Below are 17,571 nucleotides of genomic sequence, written 5' to 3' on the forward strand. Positions count from 1 at the left end.
TCGCCCGGCCGCAATGGCGCGGTCAGGTCGATCCCCCGAAGGTGCCATGCCCCCCACACTCGCCTCCGTTGTCCGCAACAGCTCGCTTCATCTGACGGTTCTCGCCGGTGCGGACCATCTGGAGCGGCAGGTCCGCTGGGTGCACACCAGTGAGCTGGACGACCCGACGCCGTTCCTGGAGGGTGGTGAGCTGCTGCTCACCACCGGTATCAAGCTGGGCCGTACGGCGGCGCAGTTGCAGGCGTATGTGCACCGGCTGGCCGATGCCGGGGTGGTGGGGCTGGGGCTGGGGGTGGGGCTGTCGCACACGGAGGTGCCGCAGCCGTTGGTGGAGGCGGCGGCGCAGCGTGGGTTGCCGTTGCTGCGGGTGCCGGAGCCGACGCCTTTCATCGCGATCAGCAAGGTGGTGTCGGCGGCGTTGGCCGCGGAGCAGTACGAGGCGGTGACGACGAGCTTCGAGGCGCAGGAGGAGCTGACCAGGGCTGCGCTGGGCAAGGACGGGACGACGGCCGTGGTGCGTCGGCTGGCGGCGCGCCTGGGGGGCTGGGCGGCGCTGTACGACGGCTCGGGTGCGTTGTCCGTGGTGGCGCCGGACTGGGCGGCGCGTCGGGCGGGGCGGTTGGCGGCGGAGGTGGATCGGCTGCGTCGGCGGCCGGCGCCGTCGAGTGCCGCGTTGCAGGGGCGTGCGCCGGGGATAGACACGGCGGACGAGGACTACGTGGTGGTCCAGTCGCTGGGGGCGGACCGGCGGGCGCGGGGTTTTCTGGCGGTCGGGACCGAGGACCGGATCACGCCGACCGAGCGGTATGTGCTGAACGCGGCGGTGGCGCTGCTGACTCTGACGCTGGAGCGCTCGCGCGAGTTGCGGCAGGCGGAGGAGCGGATGGGTGCGGCGCTGCTGCGGATGGTGCTGGCCGGTGAGGTGGCGACGGCCCGGCAGGTCGCGGTGGGGCTGTTCGGCGGCATGCCGGAGGGGACGATACGGGTTCTGGTGGCGGGCGCGGGGGCGGCGAACGCGGATGCCGCGGAGGCGCTCGGGGAGTTGGGCGACCGGGCGGAGCAGGCGGGTTCCCGGGTGGGCGAGAAGCTGCTGGTGGCGCGGGAGGACGGCGCGCACGGGCTGCGGCTGATGGTGTTGGCGCTGGACAACGGCGCGGTGCACCGGGCGTGTCTGGGTGCGGTGGAGGAGCACGAGGGCCTGTCGTTGGGCGTGTCGGCGCCGGCCGCGTTGGAGGATGCCGGGACGGCGTACGCGCAGGCCGAGCGGGCGCTGGCGGTGGCGTTGCGGGGTGGTCGCCGGTCGGTGGACCACGAGGAGGTCGGCGCGGGTTCGTTGTTGCCGCTGCTCGGGGAGGACGCGGTGACGGCGTTCGCGGAGGGGTTGTTGCGGCCGCTGCGCGATCACGACCGGACGGCGCGTGGTGACCTGGTGGCTTCGCTGCGGGCGTGGCTGTCCCGGCACGGTCAGTGGGACGCGGCGGCGGCGGACCTGGGTGTGCACCGGCACACGTTGCGCTACCGGATGCGGCGGGTCGAGGAGTTGCTGGGCCGTTCGTTGGACGACACGGATGTGCGCATGGAGTTGTGGCTGGCGCTTCGTTCCGGCGAGGAATAGGCGCGGAGCCGATCCGGAACCGCGCGGAGCCGACCCGGAACCGCGCGGAACCGACCCGGAACCGACCCGGAACAGGCGCCAAACAGCGAGGAAGCGCCAGGAACGGATCGGTCGGCTGGACGCGGTGGAGTGGCCTAGGGGCCGAACGCTCCTAGTCGGCCAATCCGGTCGGCGCGCCGACGCACCTACTCTCGGGTTCTGGTCCCACGTCCGTGCGGGCCGTACGACGACGAGGAGAGGGCCGGTACCACGGTGACCACCACGTACGATTTCTGGCTCGCCGGCCGCCGGGCGAGCGGTGACGCCGACTTCGAGGTGCACAACAGCTGGGACGGCCGTCTGGTCGGCAAGGTGAGCATCCCGACCGAGGCCCAGGTCGAGGAGGCGCTGGACGCCGCCGTCGCCGCCCTGCCGGTGTTCGCCGCGACCCCGGCGCACCAGCGTGCCGCCGCCCTGGACCACGTGGCCAAGCGGCTGGCCGAGCGCACCGAGGAGCTCGCCCAGCTGATCACCGCCGAGAACGGCAAGCCGATCAAGTGGGCCCGCGGCGAGGTCGGCCGCGCGGTGTCGGTGTTCCGCTGGGCCGCCGAGGAGGCGCGCCGCACCAACGGCGAGACCATGCGGCTGGACACCGACCCGGGCGGCGTGGGCCGTTTCGCGGTGGTGCGCCGCTTCCCGCGCGGTGTGGTGCTGGGCATCGCCCCGTTCAACTTCCCGCTGAACCTGGTCGCGCACAAGGTCGCCCCGGCGATCGCGGTCGGTGCCCCGATCATCCTGAAGCCGGCCCCGGCGACGCCGCTTTCGGCGATGGTGCTGGGCGAGATCCTGGCCGAGACGGACCTGCCGGCCGGCTCCTGGTCGATCCTGACCGTGCCGAACGACCGGATGCCGGCGCTGGTGCAGGACGACCGCCTGCCGGTGATCTCGTTCACCGGTTCGGACAAGGTCGGCTACCAGATCATGGATTCGGTGCCGCGCAAGCACTGCACCCTGGAGCTGGGCGGCAACGCCGCGGCCGTGGTCCTCGCCGACTGGTCCTCGGAGGCCGACCTGGACTGGGCGGCCACCCGGATCGCGATGTTCGCCAACTACCAGGGCGGCCAGTCCTGCATCTCGGTGCAGCGGGTGATCGCCGACGCGTCGGTGTACGACGCGCTGGTGGAGAAGGTCGTGGCCAAGGTCAGGGCCCAGGTCACCGGTGACCCGAACGACGCCGGGACGGACGTCGGCCCGCTGGTCGACGAGAACGCCGCGAAGCGGGTGGAGTCCTGGGTGGAGGACGCGGTCGCCAAGGGTGCCAAGGTGCTGACCGGCGGCACCCGCGAGGGCGCGACCTACGCTCCGACCGTGCTGGCCGAGCTGCCCGAGGACGCGATCCTGGCCAAGGCCGAGGTGTTCGGCCCGGTCCTGTCGCTGCACAGGGTGGACGGCACGGAGGAGGCCTTCGCGGCCGTCAACGACTCGGCGTTCGGCCTGCAGGCGGGCGTGTTCACGCACGACGTGCAGACCGCCTTCCGGGCCCACCGGGAGCTGGAGGTCGGCGGTGTGATCATCGGCGACGCGCCGTCCTACCGCGCTGACCAGATGCCGTACGGCGGTGTGAAGGACTCCGGTGTCGGCCGTGAGGGCGTCAAGTACGCGATGGACGACTACACGGTCGAGAAGGTGCTGGTCCTGACCGGCCTCGACCTCTGAGGGACGACCCCCGAAAGACCGCGTGACGAAGACCGCTTGACGAAAGACCGCTTGACGCAAGACCGCTTGACGGAGGGCCCGGTTCGTCGAACCGGGCCCTCCGCGCGTTCAGCCGTCGTGCCCCGCCGCGGCGGCGACGGCCTCCTCGACGGTGGCGTTCCCGGCGACCAGCTCCAGGGTCAGTCCGGCGGTGCCGGGCTCGTGCAGCAGGGCGGCCAGGACGGCGGCCACGTCGGCCCGGTCCACCGTGCCGCGCCCGACCGAGGGGGCGAGGCGGACCAGGCCGGTGCCTGGGCCGTCGGTGAGCTGCCCGGGGCGCAGGACCGTCCAGTCCAGCGTGGTCCGGGCCCGTACGGCGTCGTCGGCGGCGCCCTTGGCCCGCAGGTAGGTCTCGAAGGTCTCGTCGGCGGGGTAGTGGGCGTCGGCGTCGGCGCCCATCGAGGAGATGATGAGGTACCGGCGGACGCCGGCGAGTTCGGCGGCGTCGGCGAGCAGTACCGCGGCGTCGCGGTCGACGGTGTTCTTGCGGGCGGCGCCGCTGCCCGGTCCGGCTCCGGCGGCGAAGACCACCGCGTCGGCGTCGGAGAGCAGTTCGGCGAGCTGCGGGGCGGTGGCGGCCTCCAGGTCGAGCAGAAGCGGCTCGGCTCCGGCGTCGGTCAGGTCCTGGGCCTGTTCGGGGCGGCGGATGATCCCGGCGGGGCGCTCGCCGCGTGCGGCGAGCAGCCGTTCCAGTTTCAGCGCGATCTTTCCGTGGCCCCCGGCGATGACGGTACGCATGGGTCCGACGGTAGCCCGAGGGGTGCCGGGTCGTCCTGGGGAAGTCCTGGGAGTGGCGCGGTCGCGGACAGGACACAATGGGCGCATGACTTCGCTCGCCCACCCGCAGCTGCGCTTCACGCCCACCGTGGCGGACCCCTCCGGCCCCCGGGAGCTGGTGATCCTCGGCTCGACCGGTTCGATCGGCACCCAGGCCATCGACGTGGTGCTCCGCAATCCGGACCGCTTCCGGGTGGTCGCCCTGTCGGCGGCCGGGGGCCGGGTGGAGCTGCTGGCCGAGCAGGCGCTGCGGCTGGGCGTGCACACCGTGGCGGTGGCCGACCCGGCGGCGGAGCCGGCGCTGCGGGACGCGCTGGCCGCGAAGGCGGCGGGCCGTCCGCTGCCGGCCGTGCTGGCGGGCCCGGACGCGGCGACCGAGCTGGCCGCCGTGGAGTGCCACTCGGTGCTGAACGGCATCACCGGGTCGATCGGGCTGCGGCCGACGCTGGCCGCGCTGGCGGCGGGCCGGGTGCTGGTGCTGGCCAACAAGGAGTCGCTGATCGTCGGCGGTCCGCTGGTGAAGGCGGTGGCGAAGCCGGGCCAGATCGTGCCGGTGGACTCCGAGCACGCCGCGCTGTTCCAGGCGCTGGCCGGCGGGACCCGCGCCGAGGTGCGCAAGCTGGTGGTCACCGCCAGCGGCGGCCCGTTCCGCAGCCGCACCCGCGAGCAGCTGGCCGGGGTGACCCCGCAGGACGCGCTGGCGCACCCGACCTGGGCGATGGGCCCGGTCGTCACGATCAACTCGGCCACCCTGGTCAACAAGGGCCTGGAGGTGATCGAGGCGCACCTGCTGTACGACGTGCCCTTCGAGCGGATCGAGGTCGTGGTCCACCCGCAGTCGGTGGTGCACTCGATGGTGGAGTTCACCGACGGGTCGACGCTGGCGCAGGCCAGTCCGCCGGACATGCGGATGCCGATCGCGCTGGGGATGGGCTGGCCGGACCGGGTGCCGGACTCCGCTCCCGCCTGTGACTGGACGAAGGCCGCCACCTGGGAGTTCTTCCCGCTGGACAACGAGGCCTTCCCGGCGGTCGAGCTGGCCCGGGAGGTGGGCACCCTGGGCGGCACCGCCCCGGCGGTGTTCAACGCGGCGAACGAGGAATGTGTGGAGGCGTTCCTGAAGGGCGGTCTCGCCTTCACCGGAATCGTGGACACTGTTGCCATGGTCGTGGCCGAGCACGGACAGTACGACGGCGGGCCGGCCGCGTCGGGAACTTCCCTGACGGTGGAGGACGTCCTGCACGCGGAGGACTGGGCGCGCGCCCGGGCCCGTGAGCTGGCGGCGGGCTGACGGCCTCGATTGCGGTAGGACGAGACGATGAGTGGAGCGGCATGACGGAGGACCAGCGGTGGCAACGGTTTTGACGGTGGTCGGCATCCTGGTCTTCGTCATCGGGTTGCTCATTTCGATCGCCTGGCACGAACTCGGCCACCTCTCCACGGCCAAGCTGTTCGGCATCCGGGTGCCGCAGTACATGGTCGGCTTCGGCCCGACCCTCTGGTCGCGCCGCAAGGGCGAGACCGAGTACGGCATCAAGGCGATCCCGTTCGGCGGGTACATCCGGATGATCGGGATGTTCCCGCCGGGTGAGGACGGCCGGATCACCAAGCGCAGCAGCTCGCCCTGGCGGACCATGATCGAGGACGCCCGCGAGGCCTCCTACGAGGAGCTCCAGGAGGGTGACGAGCACCGGCTCTTCTACACCCGCAAGCCGTGGAAGCGCGTCATCGTCATGTTCGCCGGGCCGTTCATGAACCTGATCCTGGCGTTCGGGCTCTTCCTGACCGTCATGATGGGCTTCGGCGTCTCCATGAACGTGCCGACGGTCAGCACCGTCGCCCAGTGCGTGGTCAAGGCGGGCCAGCCCACCGACAACTGCCCGGCGGACGCCCCGCAGACGCCGGCTGCCCAGGCCGGACTGAAGGCCGGGGACAAGATCCTCTCCTTCGACGGCGACCGGATCCGCACCTACGACCAGCTCCAGGCGGACATCCGCCGCTCGGCCGGGAAGGCCGTCCCGGTGGAGGTCGAGCGGGACGGGCAGCGGCTCACCCTCAACCCGACCATCGCGGTCAACGACGTCCAGAAGTACGACGGGAACAACGTTCCGCTCAAGGGGCAGACCGTCAAGGCAGGGTTCCTCGGGTTCACTCCTGCGAGTGGCGTGGTCCGGCTGGACTTCGGGCAGTCCCTCGACCGGATGTACGACATGACCGAGAACGGGGTGAAATCGCTGGTCGCCCTGCCCGGCAAGATCCCCGGGCTGTGGAACGCCATCGTCGGCGACGCCCCGCGCGAGCCGGACTCGCCGATCGGCATGGTCGGCGCCGCCCGGGTGAGCGGTCAGGTCTTCTCCCTCCCCGACGAGACGGCCACCCAGCGGGTCGCGTTCTTCGTTAACCTGCTGGCCGGCATCAACCTGTCGCTCTTCCTCTTCAACATGCTGCCGCTGCTCCCGCTGGACGGCGGCCACGTCGCCGGCGCGGTCTGGGAGGCGGTCCGGCGCCGCTTCGCACAGCTGTTCCGGCGGCCCGATCCGGGCCCGTTCGACGTCGCCAAGCTGATGCCGGTGGCGTACGTCGTGGCCAGCATCTTCATCGGCTTCACGCTGCTGGTGATGGTCGCCGACCTGGTGAACCCGGTGAAGATCAGCTAGGGCGTTCGGGTACGGCGGGTGTGCTGGGGCCCGTTGCGGTGCCGTACCGTGGAGGCCGGGTGCGCGATCGTCAGCGCGCCCGGCCTCGGCCGTTCCAACGGCCGGGCGGTCGACCACACCTCTACCCCGGGGAACCCTGCGCACATGACCGCGATCTCGCTCGGTATTCCGTCCCTGCCGCTCAAGCCGCTCGCCAAGCGTCGTTACTCCCGGCAGATCATGGTCGGCAACGTGCCGGTCGGCGGCGACGCCCCTGTCTCGGTGCAGTCGATGACCACCACGGTGACCGCGGACATCAACGCCACGCTGCAGCAGATCGCGGAGCTGACCGCGTCCGGCTGCCAGATCGTCCGGGTCGCGTGCCCGTCGCAGGACGACGCCGACGCGCTGCCGATCATCGCGAAGAAGTCGAAGATCCCGGTCATCGCGGACATCCACTTCCAGCCGAAGTACGTCTTCGCCGCGATCGACGCCGGCTGCGCCGCGGTGCGCGTCAACCCGGGCAACATCAAGGCCTTCGACGACAAGGTCGGCGAGATCGCCAAGGCCGCCAAGGACGCGGGCGTGCCGATCCGGATCGGCGTCAACGCCGGCTCGCTCGACAAGCGCCTGCTGGAGAAGTACGGCCGGGCCACCCCGGAGGCGCTGGTCGAGTCCGCGCTGTGGGAGTGCTCGCTGTTCGAGGAGCACGACTTCCGCGACATCAAGATCTCGGTCAAGCACAACGACCCGGTCGTGATGATCAACGCCTACCGCCAGCTCGCCGCCGCGTGCGACTACCCGCTGCACCTCGGCGTGACCGAGGCCGGGCCGGCCTTCCAGGGCACCATCAAGTCGGCGGTCGCCTTCGGGGCGCTGCTGGCCGAGGGCATCGGCGACACCATCCGGGTCTCGCTCTCCGCCCCGCCGGCCGAGGAGATCAAGGTCGGCAACCAGATCCTCGAGTCGCTCGGGCTGCGCGAGCGCGGCCTGGAGATCGTCTCCTGCCCGTCCTGCGGCCGCGCCCAGGTCGACGTCTACAAGCTCGCCGAGGAGGTCACCGCCGGCCTGGAGGGCATGGAGGTGCCGCTGCGGGTGGCCGTCATGGGCTGCGTCGTGAACGGGCCGGGCGAGGCGCGTGAGGCCGACCTGGGTGTCGCCTCCGGCAACGGCAAGGGCCAGATCTTCGTCAAGGGCGAGGTCATCAAGACCGTTCCCGAGTCGAAGATCGTCGAGACCCTGATCGAGGAGGCGCTCAAGCTCGCCGAGCAGATGCAGGCGGCCGGCGTCGAGGCGGGGGCGCCGAGCGTCGTCGCGGGGGAGTGAACCCTTCGTAGTCCGTCCTGATGGCGCGGGGAAGCCTGCGTGAAGTTTTCCGGAAGCGGGGCCGTCCGTTCGCGGACGGCCCCGCAGCCGTAGCCGGGTGGGGCCACGGAGTAGGGTGCGGCCAGAGTCGTCTCAGTGAGGTGCTGTCTCGATGCTCGATCGAGGTGTGATGCTCCCGAGCTCCTTCCAGGCCGCCCGGGCCCTGGCCACCACCCGCGTGCTGGAGCCGCCCGACCTCGCGGACGCCCTGGAGATCCTCCACCGCGACCCGGTCGCCAACGCCTTCGTCGCGACCCGGGTCGAGGCCGTCGGGCTCGACCCGTGGCGGCTCGGCGGGGAGCTGTGGGGCTGGTACGACGGGGACGGCGTCCTGGGCGCGCTCTGCTACGCCGGGGCGAACCTGGTCCTGGTCGACGCCGGGCCGCAGGCGGTCGCGGCCTTCGCCGAGCGGGCCCGTCGGCAGGGGCGGCGCTGCTCCTCGATCGTCGGGCCGGCCGAGGCCACCGCCGCGTTCTGGGCGCTGCTGGAGCGGAGTTGGGGTCCTGCGCGTGAAGTCCGGGGCCACCAGCCGCTGTTGGCCACCTCGGTGCCCTCGGCGGAGATCGCGCCGGATCCGTTGGTGCGGAGGGTGCGGCACACCGAGGTCGAGGCGCTGATGCCGGCGTGCGTGGCGATGTTCACCGAGGAGGTCGGGGTGTCGCCGCTGGCGGGCGACGGCGGGCTCCTGTACCAGGCTCGGGTGGCCGAACTCGTTTCCACCGGACGGTCGTTCGCGCGGTTCGGGGAGGACGGGCAGGTCGTCTTCAAGGCGGAGGTCGGGGCCGTGACGGAGGGCGCCTGCCAGATCCAGGGGGTCTGGGTCGCGCCCGAGCACCGGGGGCAGGGGCTGTCCGAGACGGGGATGGCGGCGGTCCTGGAGATCGCGCTGCGGGAGGTGGCGCCGGTGGTGTCGCTCTACGTCAACGACTTCAACCTGCGGGCCCGGGCGGCCTATCGGCGGGTGGGGTTCCGGGAGGTCGGGGCGTTCATGAGCGTGTTGTTCTGAGGGCGTCGCTCCCGAGGGGCGGCTGTGTTGGGATCTTCGGCCGCGTTCGGGGGCCGCTGGTAGTAACGTCCGGGGCATGGATCAGCTGACCGGGGTGACGATCGAGGCCATCGACCTTGCGGACTGGGCGCCGCAGGCGCTGGAGGTCCAGGCGGTGGCGTTCGGGCTCACGCCCGAGGAGGTCGCGGTACGGCTGCACATCGTCGGGCGGCACGCCCAGCAGTCGGGGGTGATCGCGCTCGGGGCGATGAGCGGGGGGCGGCTGGTCGGGTTCGGGTACGGGATGCCCAACCAGCGGGAGCACTGGTGGAGCACGGTGATCGAGCCCTACCTGACCGTCCGGGGGCACGGGGGCTGGCTGGACGGGGTCTTCGCCGTCACCGAACTGCACGTGCTGCCGGAGTTCCAAGGGCAGGGCGTCGGTTCGCGGCTCATCCGGACGCTGTGCGAGCGGTCCGGGCTGGAGCGGAGCATTCTCTCGGCGATCGACGCGGAGACGCCGGCACGGCGGTTGTACCGGGCGTTGGGGTACCAGGACCTGGCGCGGGCGGTGCGGTTCCCGGCGACGGACCGGCTGTACGCGGTGATGGGGGCCCGGTTGCCGCTGCGCGGGTCGGGCGTCTGAAGTCGGGTCCTGGTCCCGCCGCGCGGGCCGGGGCTCGGAGCGGGCCGAGTCCCGGCGCGCCGGGGATCAGAGCGAGCCGGGGATCAGAGCGAGCCGGCGAGTTCGAGGTGGAGTTCGGCGTCCTCGCGGCGGTCCGCGGCGAGGGAGCGCAGGGCCAGGTCGACGGCGCGGAACAGGGCCCAGCCGCGGAGGCGGTCCCGGTCCACGTCGAGCGCGTCGGAGAGCTGGTGGAGACGGCGGCGGACGGCGGCGGGTACGCCGGGGGAGCCGAGCAGGGTGTCGGCGCGGTCCAGCGCGAGGCGGGCCAGGTCGTAGGCGCGCTCGCCGACGACGGGGCGCGGGTCGATGGCCAGCCAGGGGGCGCGGTCGGCGGCGAGGACGTTGCCGTGGTGGAAGTCGCCGTGCAGGAGGAAGGACTCGTCGGTGGAGCCGGTCAGGCCCCGGGCGGTGTCCAGGGCCTCGGTGATCAGGGACTGCGCCTCGGTGGCGGCGGGGTGGGAGCGGTGTTCCTCGACCCGCTCGGCGGTGGCGGCGACCCGCTGCGCGAGGGTGGGGAAGGGGTGCTCCGCGGGGAGCTCCGCCCAGAGCCGGTGCAGCAGGCTGGTGGCCTCCAGCATGGCCTTGGGCTCGGCGAGGGAGCGCAGCGGGATCTCGCCGTGGAGGCGTTCCAGTAGGAGGACGCCCTCGGAGGGGTCGGCGTCGAGGAGGAGGACGGCTCCCCGGCCGGCCCAGTGTCGGAGGGCGGCGTGCTCGTGGGTGGTCTCGGGGGTGAGCAGGCCGGTCTTGAGGACGGCGGGCGAGAGGTCGTCGCGGTGGACGTACGCGATCAGGCTGAGGCTGCCGCCGGGGTCGAGGACGCGTTCCAGGGTGAGGTCCCAGGCGGCGAGGTGGGCGGCCGCCCTGGTGGGGAGGGCGGCGAGCCATCGACGGCCGGCGTCGCCGTGGGTGGCGGTGACGGTGTGCGTCAGCCAGGTGGGGACGGTGATGGTGGGTGCGGCTCCCGACATGGGTCCATTGTCGGGGGTCGGGGGCGGAGTCTCAGCCGGTGGTGGCCGTGGGGGTGGGGATCCGGTCCGGTATGCCCGGGAAGGGCTGGTCGGGGGCGCCCCAGCGGTGGGCGCGCAGGGCGCACTCGCGCAGGGCGAGGGCGGCGGTGAGGCGGTGCGGGGTGGGGACGGCGGCGACCAGGTCGGCGTAGACGCCGGTCAGGCGGGCTTCCAGGTGGGCGGCGAGTCTGCCGGCGTCGGCGGGGGAGGTGACCGGGAAGGGGAGCCGGTAGCCGCCGGCGGCGGGCGTGGGGGCGCTGCCGAGGGAGTTGAGCAGGCGTTGCCAGGTGTCGCGTTGGGCCTGGTGGGCGGCGTAGGCGGTGCGGGCGTCGGTGCGCTGGGGGTCCTCAGGGAGGTGGGCGCCGACGACGCCGTAGCCGTAGACGGCGGCGTGTTCGGCGCCGAGCGCGTTCTGGAGGGCGGTGAGGGCGGCGGCGCCGGGGGTGGGGGCCGCCGAGGGGGAGGTGGCGGGTCGGGCGGTGACCGGTGGGGCGGGGGCGCCCAGGACCGTCGCGTGGAGGGTGTGGGCGGCGGCGATGGAGGCGAGCAGGCGGGCGAGGGGCGGGCCGGCGGCGTCGAGGTCGGCGAGGTGCGACTCGGCGGTCCGCAGTTCCAGCGCGGCCAGGCCGTCGGCGGCGGGCGCGGGAGTGACGGGCGTGGGAGTGCCGGGGGTGGGGGTGGGGCCGGTGGTCACGGGCGGTGACGGAAGGGCCGAGGCGGGCAGGCCCTCGGCGAGGGCGGCGCGGTGCCGGGCGTTCTCGGCGCGCAGGTCCGCGCTCCGGCCGCCGGGGGGTGCGGGCTGGGCGTCGTACCCGGCGAGGAGGACGTCGGTGGCGGCGATCGCGCGGAGGCGGATCGGGGCGTCCGGGTCGGGGCGGGGGCCGGTGGTGCCGGGGGTGGGGCCGGGGTGGTCGGTGGTGCAGGCGGCGGTGAGGGTGAGCAGTCCGAGGGACAGGAGGGTCCGTCGGCTGGGCGGCTGCATCGGGGTCACTCCGGGGCGTGTACGGGAGGACGGACTCCCCGCCTGCCCTCGTTGGCGTGAATGATTACAGAATCCCCACGATCTCGGGCCTGGTTCGGGCACACCGGGTCCCGGGCGGGCAGGTGTGAGCTTGCTCGCAGTGGGTGGTGTGCGAGCGGCCGGGGGTGGTCCGGAATCGGTGGTTGGGGGCTTCACCGGATAGGCTTTGGGCCGAGCTGCCGTGACCTGGTGTGGCGCCGGGGGCGCGGGGCGACCTTCTGACAACAGCAGACGCGGCCGAGGAGTCCACCCGGATGAGCACCACCCACACCGACCGGCTGCGAGCGTTGCTGGAGCCGCTGGCCGTGCAGGCCGGACTGGACCTGGAGGACGTCAGGGTCACCAAGGCGGGCAGCCGTCGGCAGGTGCAGATCGACGTCGACACCGACGGCGGTGTGGACATGGACGCCATCGCCGAGTTCAGCCGGGTGGTCGGCGAGGCCTTGGACGAGTCGGACCTGATGGGGGACGACGCCTACCTGCTGGAGGTCGGCTCGCCGGGTGCGGAGCGTCCGCTGGTGCTGCCCCGGCACTGGCAGCGGGCCGAGGGTCGGCTGGCCAAGATCCACCTGGTGGACGGCGGGGAGATCGTCGCCCGGGTGCTGGAGGCCGACGAGGACGGCGCGCTGGTCGAGGTGCAGCCGGTGAAGGGCCGCGGCCGTCCGAAGGAGCGCCGCCTGGAGTACGGCGAGGTGGCCCGGGCACGGGTCCAGGTCGAGTTCAACCGCAAGGACGACGAGAAGCTCCTGGACGAGGCCGCCGATTTCGACGAGGGGGACGACGGCGCCGAGTGATCCCGGGTGCCGTACGACCATGACGAACGTGACGAAAGACGAGGAGGCGTAGCCGTGGACATCGACATGAGTGCCCTGCGCACGCTGGTCAACGAGAAGAACATCCCTTTCGACCTGCTGGTCGAGTCCATCGAGTCCGCCCTCCTCACCGCGTACCACCGCACCGAGGGCTCGCGCCGCCGGGCCCGGGTGAACCTGGACCGCAAGAGCGGCCACGTCACCGTGTGGGCGATGGAGGACCCGACGGAGCTGGACGAGGGGGTCGAGCCGAAGGAGTTCGACGACACCCCGAACGGCTTCGGCCGGATCGCGTCCAGCATCGGTATCCAGGTGATGATGCAGCGCCTGCGTGACGCCGCCGACGACCAGACCTTCGGCGAGTACGCGGGCAAGGAGGGCGACATCGTCACCGGTGTCGTCCAGCAGGGCAACGACCCGAAGAACGTGCTGGTCGACATCGGCAAGCTGGAGGCCATCCTGCCGCCGCAGGAGCAGGTCCCGGGCGAGGACTACCGGCACGGCACCCGCCTGAAGTGCTACGTGGTGGCGGTCCGCCGCGGGGTCCGCGGGGCCTCGGTGACGCTGTCGCGCACCCACCCGAACCTGGTGAAGAAGCTGTTCGCGCTGGAGGTCCCGGAGATCGCGGACGGCAGCGTGGAGATCGCCGCCATCGCCCGCGAGGCCGGCCACCGCACCAAGATCGCGGTCTGGTCGCGCCGGGCCGGGCTGAACGCCAAGGGCGCCTGCATCGGTCCGATGGGCGCCCGGGTGCGCGCGGTGATGGGCGAGCTGCACGGCGAGAAGATCGACATCGTCGACTGGTCGGAGGACCCCCGGGACATGGTCGCCTCGGCGCTGTCCCCCGCGCGGGTGACCAGCGTGGAGATCGTGGACGCCGTCCAGCGTTCCGCGCGGGTGATCGTGCCGGACTACCAGCTGTCGCTGGCGATCGGCAAGGAGGGGCAGAACGCCCGTCTGGCCGCCCGTCTCACCGGGTGGCGGATCGACATCCGGCCGGACACCGAGGGCCAGTCGGAGGACGGCGACCGTCCTCAGTAGGAAAGAAATCGGGTGGCGGCCGACCGGTGGTCGGTGTTCTCCTGGCCGTCCCGTGGTCCCCTGGGATCTGCGGGGCGGCGCCATGTCGCTTCGGAGGGGTAGACTTGCCTTCGTCTGGCCGGACGCACGTCCGAGCACGCCCGGAACGCACCTGCGTGGGCTGCCGCAAGCGGGCGGCCAAGCATCAGCTGTTGCGTGTCACGGCGGTCGAGGGCGAGTGCGTCCCTGATCCCCGTGGCGCACTGCCGGGCCGGGGCGCTCACCTGCACCCCGATCCGGCCTGCCTCGACCTCGCGGTCCGCCGTCGGGCGTTCCCTCGGGCCTTCCGCCTCCAGGGCCCGCTCGACACGGAGCGGCTCCGCGAGTTCATCGGGGAGCGGGCAGGCGGAGCCTCCTAGGCGGGCCACCTCCCGTGACGGCCGTCGCTCCACGCGGCGGAGAACCACCGCAACAAGCACAGCGCGCGGGCAGCCGCGCGCCGTGCCACCAGTCAGGTACCTCGCGATGTGGAAGTAGGTCGAGATTGCGATGAGCACTCGATGAGTACGCGATGAGTACGCGATGGGTACGCCCATGAAGTAGCGACAGTCCGGCGGACGAGACCCCCGGACTCATAGACAGGAGTGAAGTGGCTAAGGTCCGGGTTTATGAACTCGCCAAGGAGCTTGGCTTGGAGAGCAAGGCCGTCATGGCCAAGCTCACCGAGCTCGGCGAGTTCGTCCGTTCGGCGTCCTCGACGATCGAGGCGCCGGTCGTGCGCAAGTTGACTGACGCGCTTGGTGTGGCCCCCACCGGTGGTGGTTCCGCTGCCAAGCCGGGTCCGCGGAAGTCCGCGGCGCCCTCCCCCGCTGCCGGCTCGGGTACCCCGAAGCCGGGTGGCCCGACCCCGGGTCCGCGCCCCAGCGCGACCCCTGGTCCCCGTCCGACCCCGGCCGCCGCGGCTCCCGCCGCTCCGGCCGCTCCCGCCGCTGCGGCGGCGGCCCCCGCGGCCGCCTCGAAGCCGGGCGCGCCGACCCCGGGCCCCCGCCCGGCCGCGCGTCCCGCTGCTCCGGCGGCCCCGGCCGCTCCCGCGGCCGAGTTCTCCTCGCCGGCTCCGGCCGGTGACACCCCGCGTCCGGCCGCCGATGCCCCGCGTCCGGCCGCCGATGCCCCGCGTCCGGCCGCCCAGGCCCCGCGTCCGAGCGGCGGCCAGGCCACCGGCGGCGCCCGTCCGGGCCCGCGTCCGGCCGGCCCGCGTCCGGGCAACAACCCGTTCACCTCGGGCAGCGCGACCGGCATGGGTCGCCCCGGCGAGCGCCGTCAGGGTGCGCCGGGTGCGCGTCCGGCCGGTGCGGGCGCCCAGGGTGGCGACCGTCCCCGTCCGGGTGGCGACCGTCCGCGTCCCGCCGGTGCCCCGGGTGCCGGTGCGCCGCGTCCCGGTGGCGACCGTCCGCGTCCCGCCGGTGCCCCGGGTGCCGGTGCGCCGCGTCCCGGTGGCGACCGTCCGCGTCCGGGTGGTCCGGGTGCCGGTGCTCCCCGTCCGGGTGGCGACCGTCCGCGTCCCGACGGCATGCCGCGTCCGGCCGCGCCGCGTCCCGGCGGCCCGACCCCGTCCGGCATGCCGCGCCCGAACCCGGGCATGATGCCGCAGCGTCCGGCTCCGGGCCCGCGTCCGGGCCCGGGTGGCCGTGGTCCCGGTGGCCCCGGCGGTCGTCCGGGTGGTCCGGGTGCCGGCGGTGCCCGTCCCGGCTTCCAGGGTCGTCCGGCCGGTCCGGGCTCGCGTCCGGCCGGTGGCGGCGGCTTCGGCGGCCCGCGTCCCGGTGGCGGTGCCCCCGGTGGCGGCGGCGGCTTCGGCCCGCGTCCCGGTGGCTTCAGCGGTCGCCCCGGCGGCCCGGGTGCCCGTGGTGGCACGCAGGGTGCCTTCGGTCGTGGCCCGGGCGGTCGCCCGGCGCGCGGTCGCAAGTCGAAGCGGGCGAAGCGCCAGGAGTACGAGGCCATGCAGGCCCCGTCCGTCGGCGGTGTGATGCTGCCTCGCGGCAACGGCCAGACCGTTCGCCTGTCGAGCGGCGCCTCGCTGATGGACTTCGCGGAGAAGATCAACGCCAACCCGGCCGCGCTCGTCTCCGTCATGTTCAACCTCGGTGAGATGGTCACCGCGACCCAGTCGGTCTCCGACGCGACCCTCGAGCTGCTGGCCGGCGAGATGGGCTTCATCCTGGAGATCGTCAGCCGGGACGACGAGGACCGCGAGCTGCTGGAGTCGTTCGACATCGACTTCGGTGCCAACGAGGGCGACGAGGACCAGCTGGCCCCGCGCCCGCCGGTCGTCACCGTCATGGGTCACGTCGACCACGGTAAGACCCGCCTGCTGGACGCGATCCGCAAGTCCAACGTGGTGGCCGGCGAGGCCGGTGGCATCACCCAGCACATCGGTGCCTACCAGGTCGCCACCGTGGTGAACGGCGAAGAGCGCCCGATCACCTTCCTCGACACCCCGGGTCACGAGGCGTTCTCCGCCATGCGTGCCCGTGGTGCCAAGTCCACCGACATCGCGATCCTGGTGGTCGCGGCCAACGACGGTGTCATGCCGCAGACGGTCGAGGCGCTGAACCACGCCAAGGCCGCCGGTGTGCCGATCGTGGTCGCGGTCAACAAGATCGACGTCGAGGGCGCCGACCCGACCAAGGTCCGCGGTCAGCTGACCGAGTTCGGTCTGGTGGCCGAGGAGTACGGCGGCGACACCATGTTCGTCGACATCTCCGCGCGCCAGGGTCTGAACATCGACCAGCTGCTGGAGGCCGTGGTCCTGACCGCGGACGCCTCGCTCGACCTGCGGGCCAACCCCGAGCAGGACGCGCAGGGTATCGCCATCGAGGCGCACCTCGACAAGGGCCGCGGCGCCATGGCGACCGTGCTCGTGCAGCGCGGTACGCTCCGCGTCGGCGACTCGATCGTCGTGGGCGACGCCTACGGCCGCGTCCGCGCGATGCTCGACGAGAACGGCAACCACCTCACCGAGGCCGGTCCGTCCCGTCCGGTGCTGCTGCTCGGTCTGACCTCGGTGCCCCGCGCCGGCGACAGCTTCATCGTCGTCGACGAGGACCGCACCGCGCGTCAGATCGCCGAGAAGCGCTCGGCCCGCGACCGCAACGCCGCCTTCGCGCAGCGCCGGGTCCGGGTGTCCCTGGAGGACCTCGACAAGGCCATCGCGGCCGGCGAGATCGAGCAGCTCAACCTCATCATCAAGGGTGACGTCTCCGGTTCCGTGGAGGCCCTGGAGGACGCCCTCGTCAAGCTGGACGTCGGCGAGGAGGTCGAGCTCCGCATCCTGCACCGCGGTGTGGGTGCGATCACCGAGTCCGACGTCAACCTGGCGATGGGCTCCGACGCCATCATCATCGGCTTCAACGTGCGCGCCGAAGGCCGTGCCCGTACCGCGGCCGACAAGGAAGGCGTGGACGTCCGGTACTACTCGGTCATCTACCAGGCGATCGAGGAGATCGAGAACGCCCTCAAGGGCATGCTCAAGCCGGAGTACGAGGAGGTGCGCCTCGGTTCCGCGGAGATCCGCGAGGTGTTCCGTTCCTCCAAGTTCGGCAACATCGCGGGTGTCATCGTCCGCGAGGGCCTGCTGCGCCGCAACGCCAAGGCACGCCTCATCCGCGACGGCAAGGTCGTGGCGGAGAGCCTCACCATCGAGGGCCTGCGTCGTTTCAAGGACGACGCGACCGAGGTCCGCGAGGGCTTCGAGGCCGGTGTGACCCTCGGGTCGTTCAACGACATCAAGACCGAGGACGTCATCGAGACCTACGAGATGCGCGAGAAGCCGCGCGCGTAAGCGGGTGGCTGCCGGGGCCGGTCGACGGGTGGTATTTCCGTCGACCGGCCCCGGTCTCGCTGTGTAGGGTCCCGGG

General features: G+C 72.8%; 14 protein-coding genes. 11 read left to right on the top strand and 3 right to left on the bottom strand.

All coding sequences use genetic code 11. The features are described from left to right. Window positions 1–46 precede the first annotated feature (46 nt). Complete coding sequence (locus tag ACZ52R_RS36840; protein WP_465665098.1) at window positions 47–1,615, top strand: PucR family transcriptional regulator; 1,569 nt, start codon at window positions 47–49, stop codon at window positions 1,613–1,615. 252 nt (window positions 1,616–1,867) lie between these two features. After that, window positions 1,868–3,310, top strand: a complete 1,443-nt coding sequence (locus tag ACZ52R_RS36845) for an aldehyde dehydrogenase family protein (RefSeq protein WP_465625252.1) — start codon at window positions 1,868–1,870, stop codon at window positions 3,308–3,310. A 108-nt stretch (window positions 3,311–3,418) separates the two neighbouring features. On the opposite strand, the gene ACZ52R_RS36850 is transcribed toward ACZ52R_RS36845, so the two are convergent. Beyond that, entirely contained in the window at window positions 3,419–4,087 is a 669-nt protein-coding gene (locus ACZ52R_RS36850) for an NAD(P)-binding oxidoreductase (RefSeq protein WP_465625251.1), read from the bottom strand. Between the two features lie 85 nt (window positions 4,088–4,172). Here ACZ52R_RS36850 and dxr point away from each other — a divergent pair, with 85 nt between their 5' ends. The 5 genes from dxr to ACZ52R_RS36875 all read left to right on the top strand — a co-directional run bounded on the left by dxr (window position 4,173) and on the right by ACZ52R_RS36875 (window position 9,758). Beyond that, window positions 4,173–5,417: a 1-deoxy-D-xylulose-5-phosphate reductoisomerase gene (gene dxr, locus ACZ52R_RS36855; protein WP_465754995.1), complete on the top strand. Its 1,245-nt coding sequence runs from the start codon at window positions 4,173–4,175 to the stop codon at window positions 5,415–5,417. A gap of 58 nt (window positions 5,418–5,475) precedes the next feature. After that, a complete protein-coding gene (locus ACZ52R_RS36860; RefSeq protein WP_360505312.1) occupies window positions 5,476–6,783 on the top strand; it encodes a M50 family metallopeptidase in 1,308 nt (435 codons plus the stop codon). 144 nt (window positions 6,784–6,927) lie between these two features. Beyond that, window positions 6,928–8,088 (top strand): flavodoxin-dependent (E)-4-hydroxy-3-methylbut-2-enyl-diphosphate synthase, encoded by a 1,161-nt coding sequence (gene ispG, locus ACZ52R_RS36865; protein WP_360505310.1) that lies wholly within the window; start codon window positions 6,928–6,930, stop codon window positions 8,086–8,088. A gap of 169 nt (window positions 8,089–8,257) precedes the next feature. Continuing rightward, window positions 8,258–9,133: a GNAT family N-acetyltransferase gene (locus tag ACZ52R_RS36870; protein WP_465625276.1), complete on the top strand. Its 876-nt coding sequence runs from the start codon at window positions 8,258–8,260 to the stop codon at window positions 9,131–9,133. 76 nt (window positions 9,134–9,209) lie between these two features. Then, window positions 9,210–9,758, top strand: a complete 549-nt coding sequence (locus ACZ52R_RS36875) for a GNAT family N-acetyltransferase (protein WP_465625247.1) — start codon at window positions 9,210–9,212, stop codon at window positions 9,756–9,758. A gap of 83 nt (window positions 9,759–9,841) precedes the next feature. Here the strand turns inward: ACZ52R_RS36875 and ACZ52R_RS36880 are convergent, their stop codons facing one another. Next, entirely contained in the window at window positions 9,842–10,765 is a 924-nt protein-coding gene (locus ACZ52R_RS36880) for an aminoglycoside phosphotransferase family protein (RefSeq protein ID WP_465665092.1), read from the bottom strand. A 31-nt stretch (window positions 10,766–10,796) separates the two neighbouring features. Further along, a complete protein-coding gene (locus ACZ52R_RS36885) occupies window positions 10,797–11,786 on the bottom strand; it encodes a ferritin-like domain-containing protein (protein WP_465665118.1) in 990 nt (329 codons plus the stop codon). 293 nt (window positions 11,787–12,079) lie between these two features. On the opposite strand from ACZ52R_RS36885, the gene rimP reads away from it, so the two are divergent. The 4 genes from rimP to infB all read left to right on the top strand — a co-directional run bounded on the left by rimP (window position 12,080) and on the right by infB (window position 17,495). Continuing rightward, a complete protein-coding gene (gene rimP, locus ACZ52R_RS36890; RefSeq protein ID WP_360505304.1) occupies window positions 12,080–12,619 on the top strand; it encodes a ribosome maturation factor RimP in 540 nt (179 codons plus the stop codon). A gap of 54 nt (window positions 12,620–12,673) precedes the next feature. Then, window positions 12,674–13,678 carry a transcription termination factor NusA gene (gene nusA, locus ACZ52R_RS36895; RefSeq protein WP_360505302.1) on the top strand — a complete coding sequence of 335 codons (1,005 nt, stop codon included), beginning with the start codon at window positions 12,674–12,676 and terminating at the stop codon, window positions 13,676–13,678. Between the two features lie 104 nt (window positions 13,679–13,782). Further along, complete coding sequence (locus tag ACZ52R_RS36900; RefSeq protein ID WP_360505300.1) at window positions 13,783–14,076, top strand: YlxR family protein; 294 nt, start codon at window positions 13,783–13,785, stop codon at window positions 14,074–14,076. 230 nt (window positions 14,077–14,306) lie between these two features. Continuing rightward, entirely contained in the window at window positions 14,307–17,495 is a 3,189-nt protein-coding gene (gene infB / locus ACZ52R_RS36905; RefSeq protein WP_465665090.1) for a translation initiation factor IF-2, read from the top strand. The last annotated feature ends 76 nt before the right edge of the window (window positions 17,496–17,571 follow it).

This window comes from Kitasatospora sp. NPDC034023 (assembly GCF_055575795.1).

What these genes read in the sequence shown, in the direction of transcription:
- ACZ52R_RS36870 (WP_465625276.1), top strand. Translation starts at nt 8,258, where the DNA reads ATGCTCCCGAGCTCCTTCCAGGCCGCCCGGGCCCTGGCCACCACCCGC.
- ACZ52R_RS36885 (WP_465665118.1), bottom strand. Translation starts at nt 11,786, where the DNA reads ATGCAGCCGCCCAGCCGACGGACCCTCCTGTCCCTCGGACTGCTCACC.
- rimP (WP_360505304.1), top strand. Translation starts at nt 12,080, where the DNA reads ATGAGCACCACCCACACCGACCGGCTGCGAGCGTTGCTGGAGCCGCTG.
- ACZ52R_RS36875 (WP_465625247.1), top strand. Translation starts at nt 9,210, where the DNA reads ATGGATCAGCTGACCGGGGTGACGATCGAGGCCATCGACCTTGCGGAC.
- ACZ52R_RS36840 (WP_465665098.1), top strand. Translation starts at nt 47, where the DNA reads ATGCCCCCCACACTCGCCTCCGTTGTCCGCAACAGCTCGCTTCATCTG.
- dxr (WP_465754995.1), top strand. Translation starts at nt 4,173, where the DNA reads ATGACTTCGCTCGCCCACCCGCAGCTGCGCTTCACGCCCACCGTGGCG.
- ispG (WP_360505310.1), top strand. Translation starts at nt 6,928, where the DNA reads ATGACCGCGATCTCGCTCGGTATTCCGTCCCTGCCGCTCAAGCCGCTC.
- ACZ52R_RS36850 (WP_465625251.1), bottom strand. Translation starts at nt 4,087, where the DNA reads ATGCGTACCGTCATCGCCGGGGGCCACGGAAAGATCGCGCTGAAACTG.
- ACZ52R_RS36880 (WP_465665092.1), bottom strand. Translation starts at nt 10,765, where the DNA reads ATGTCGGGAGCCGCACCCACCATCACCGTCCCCACCTGGCTGACGCAC.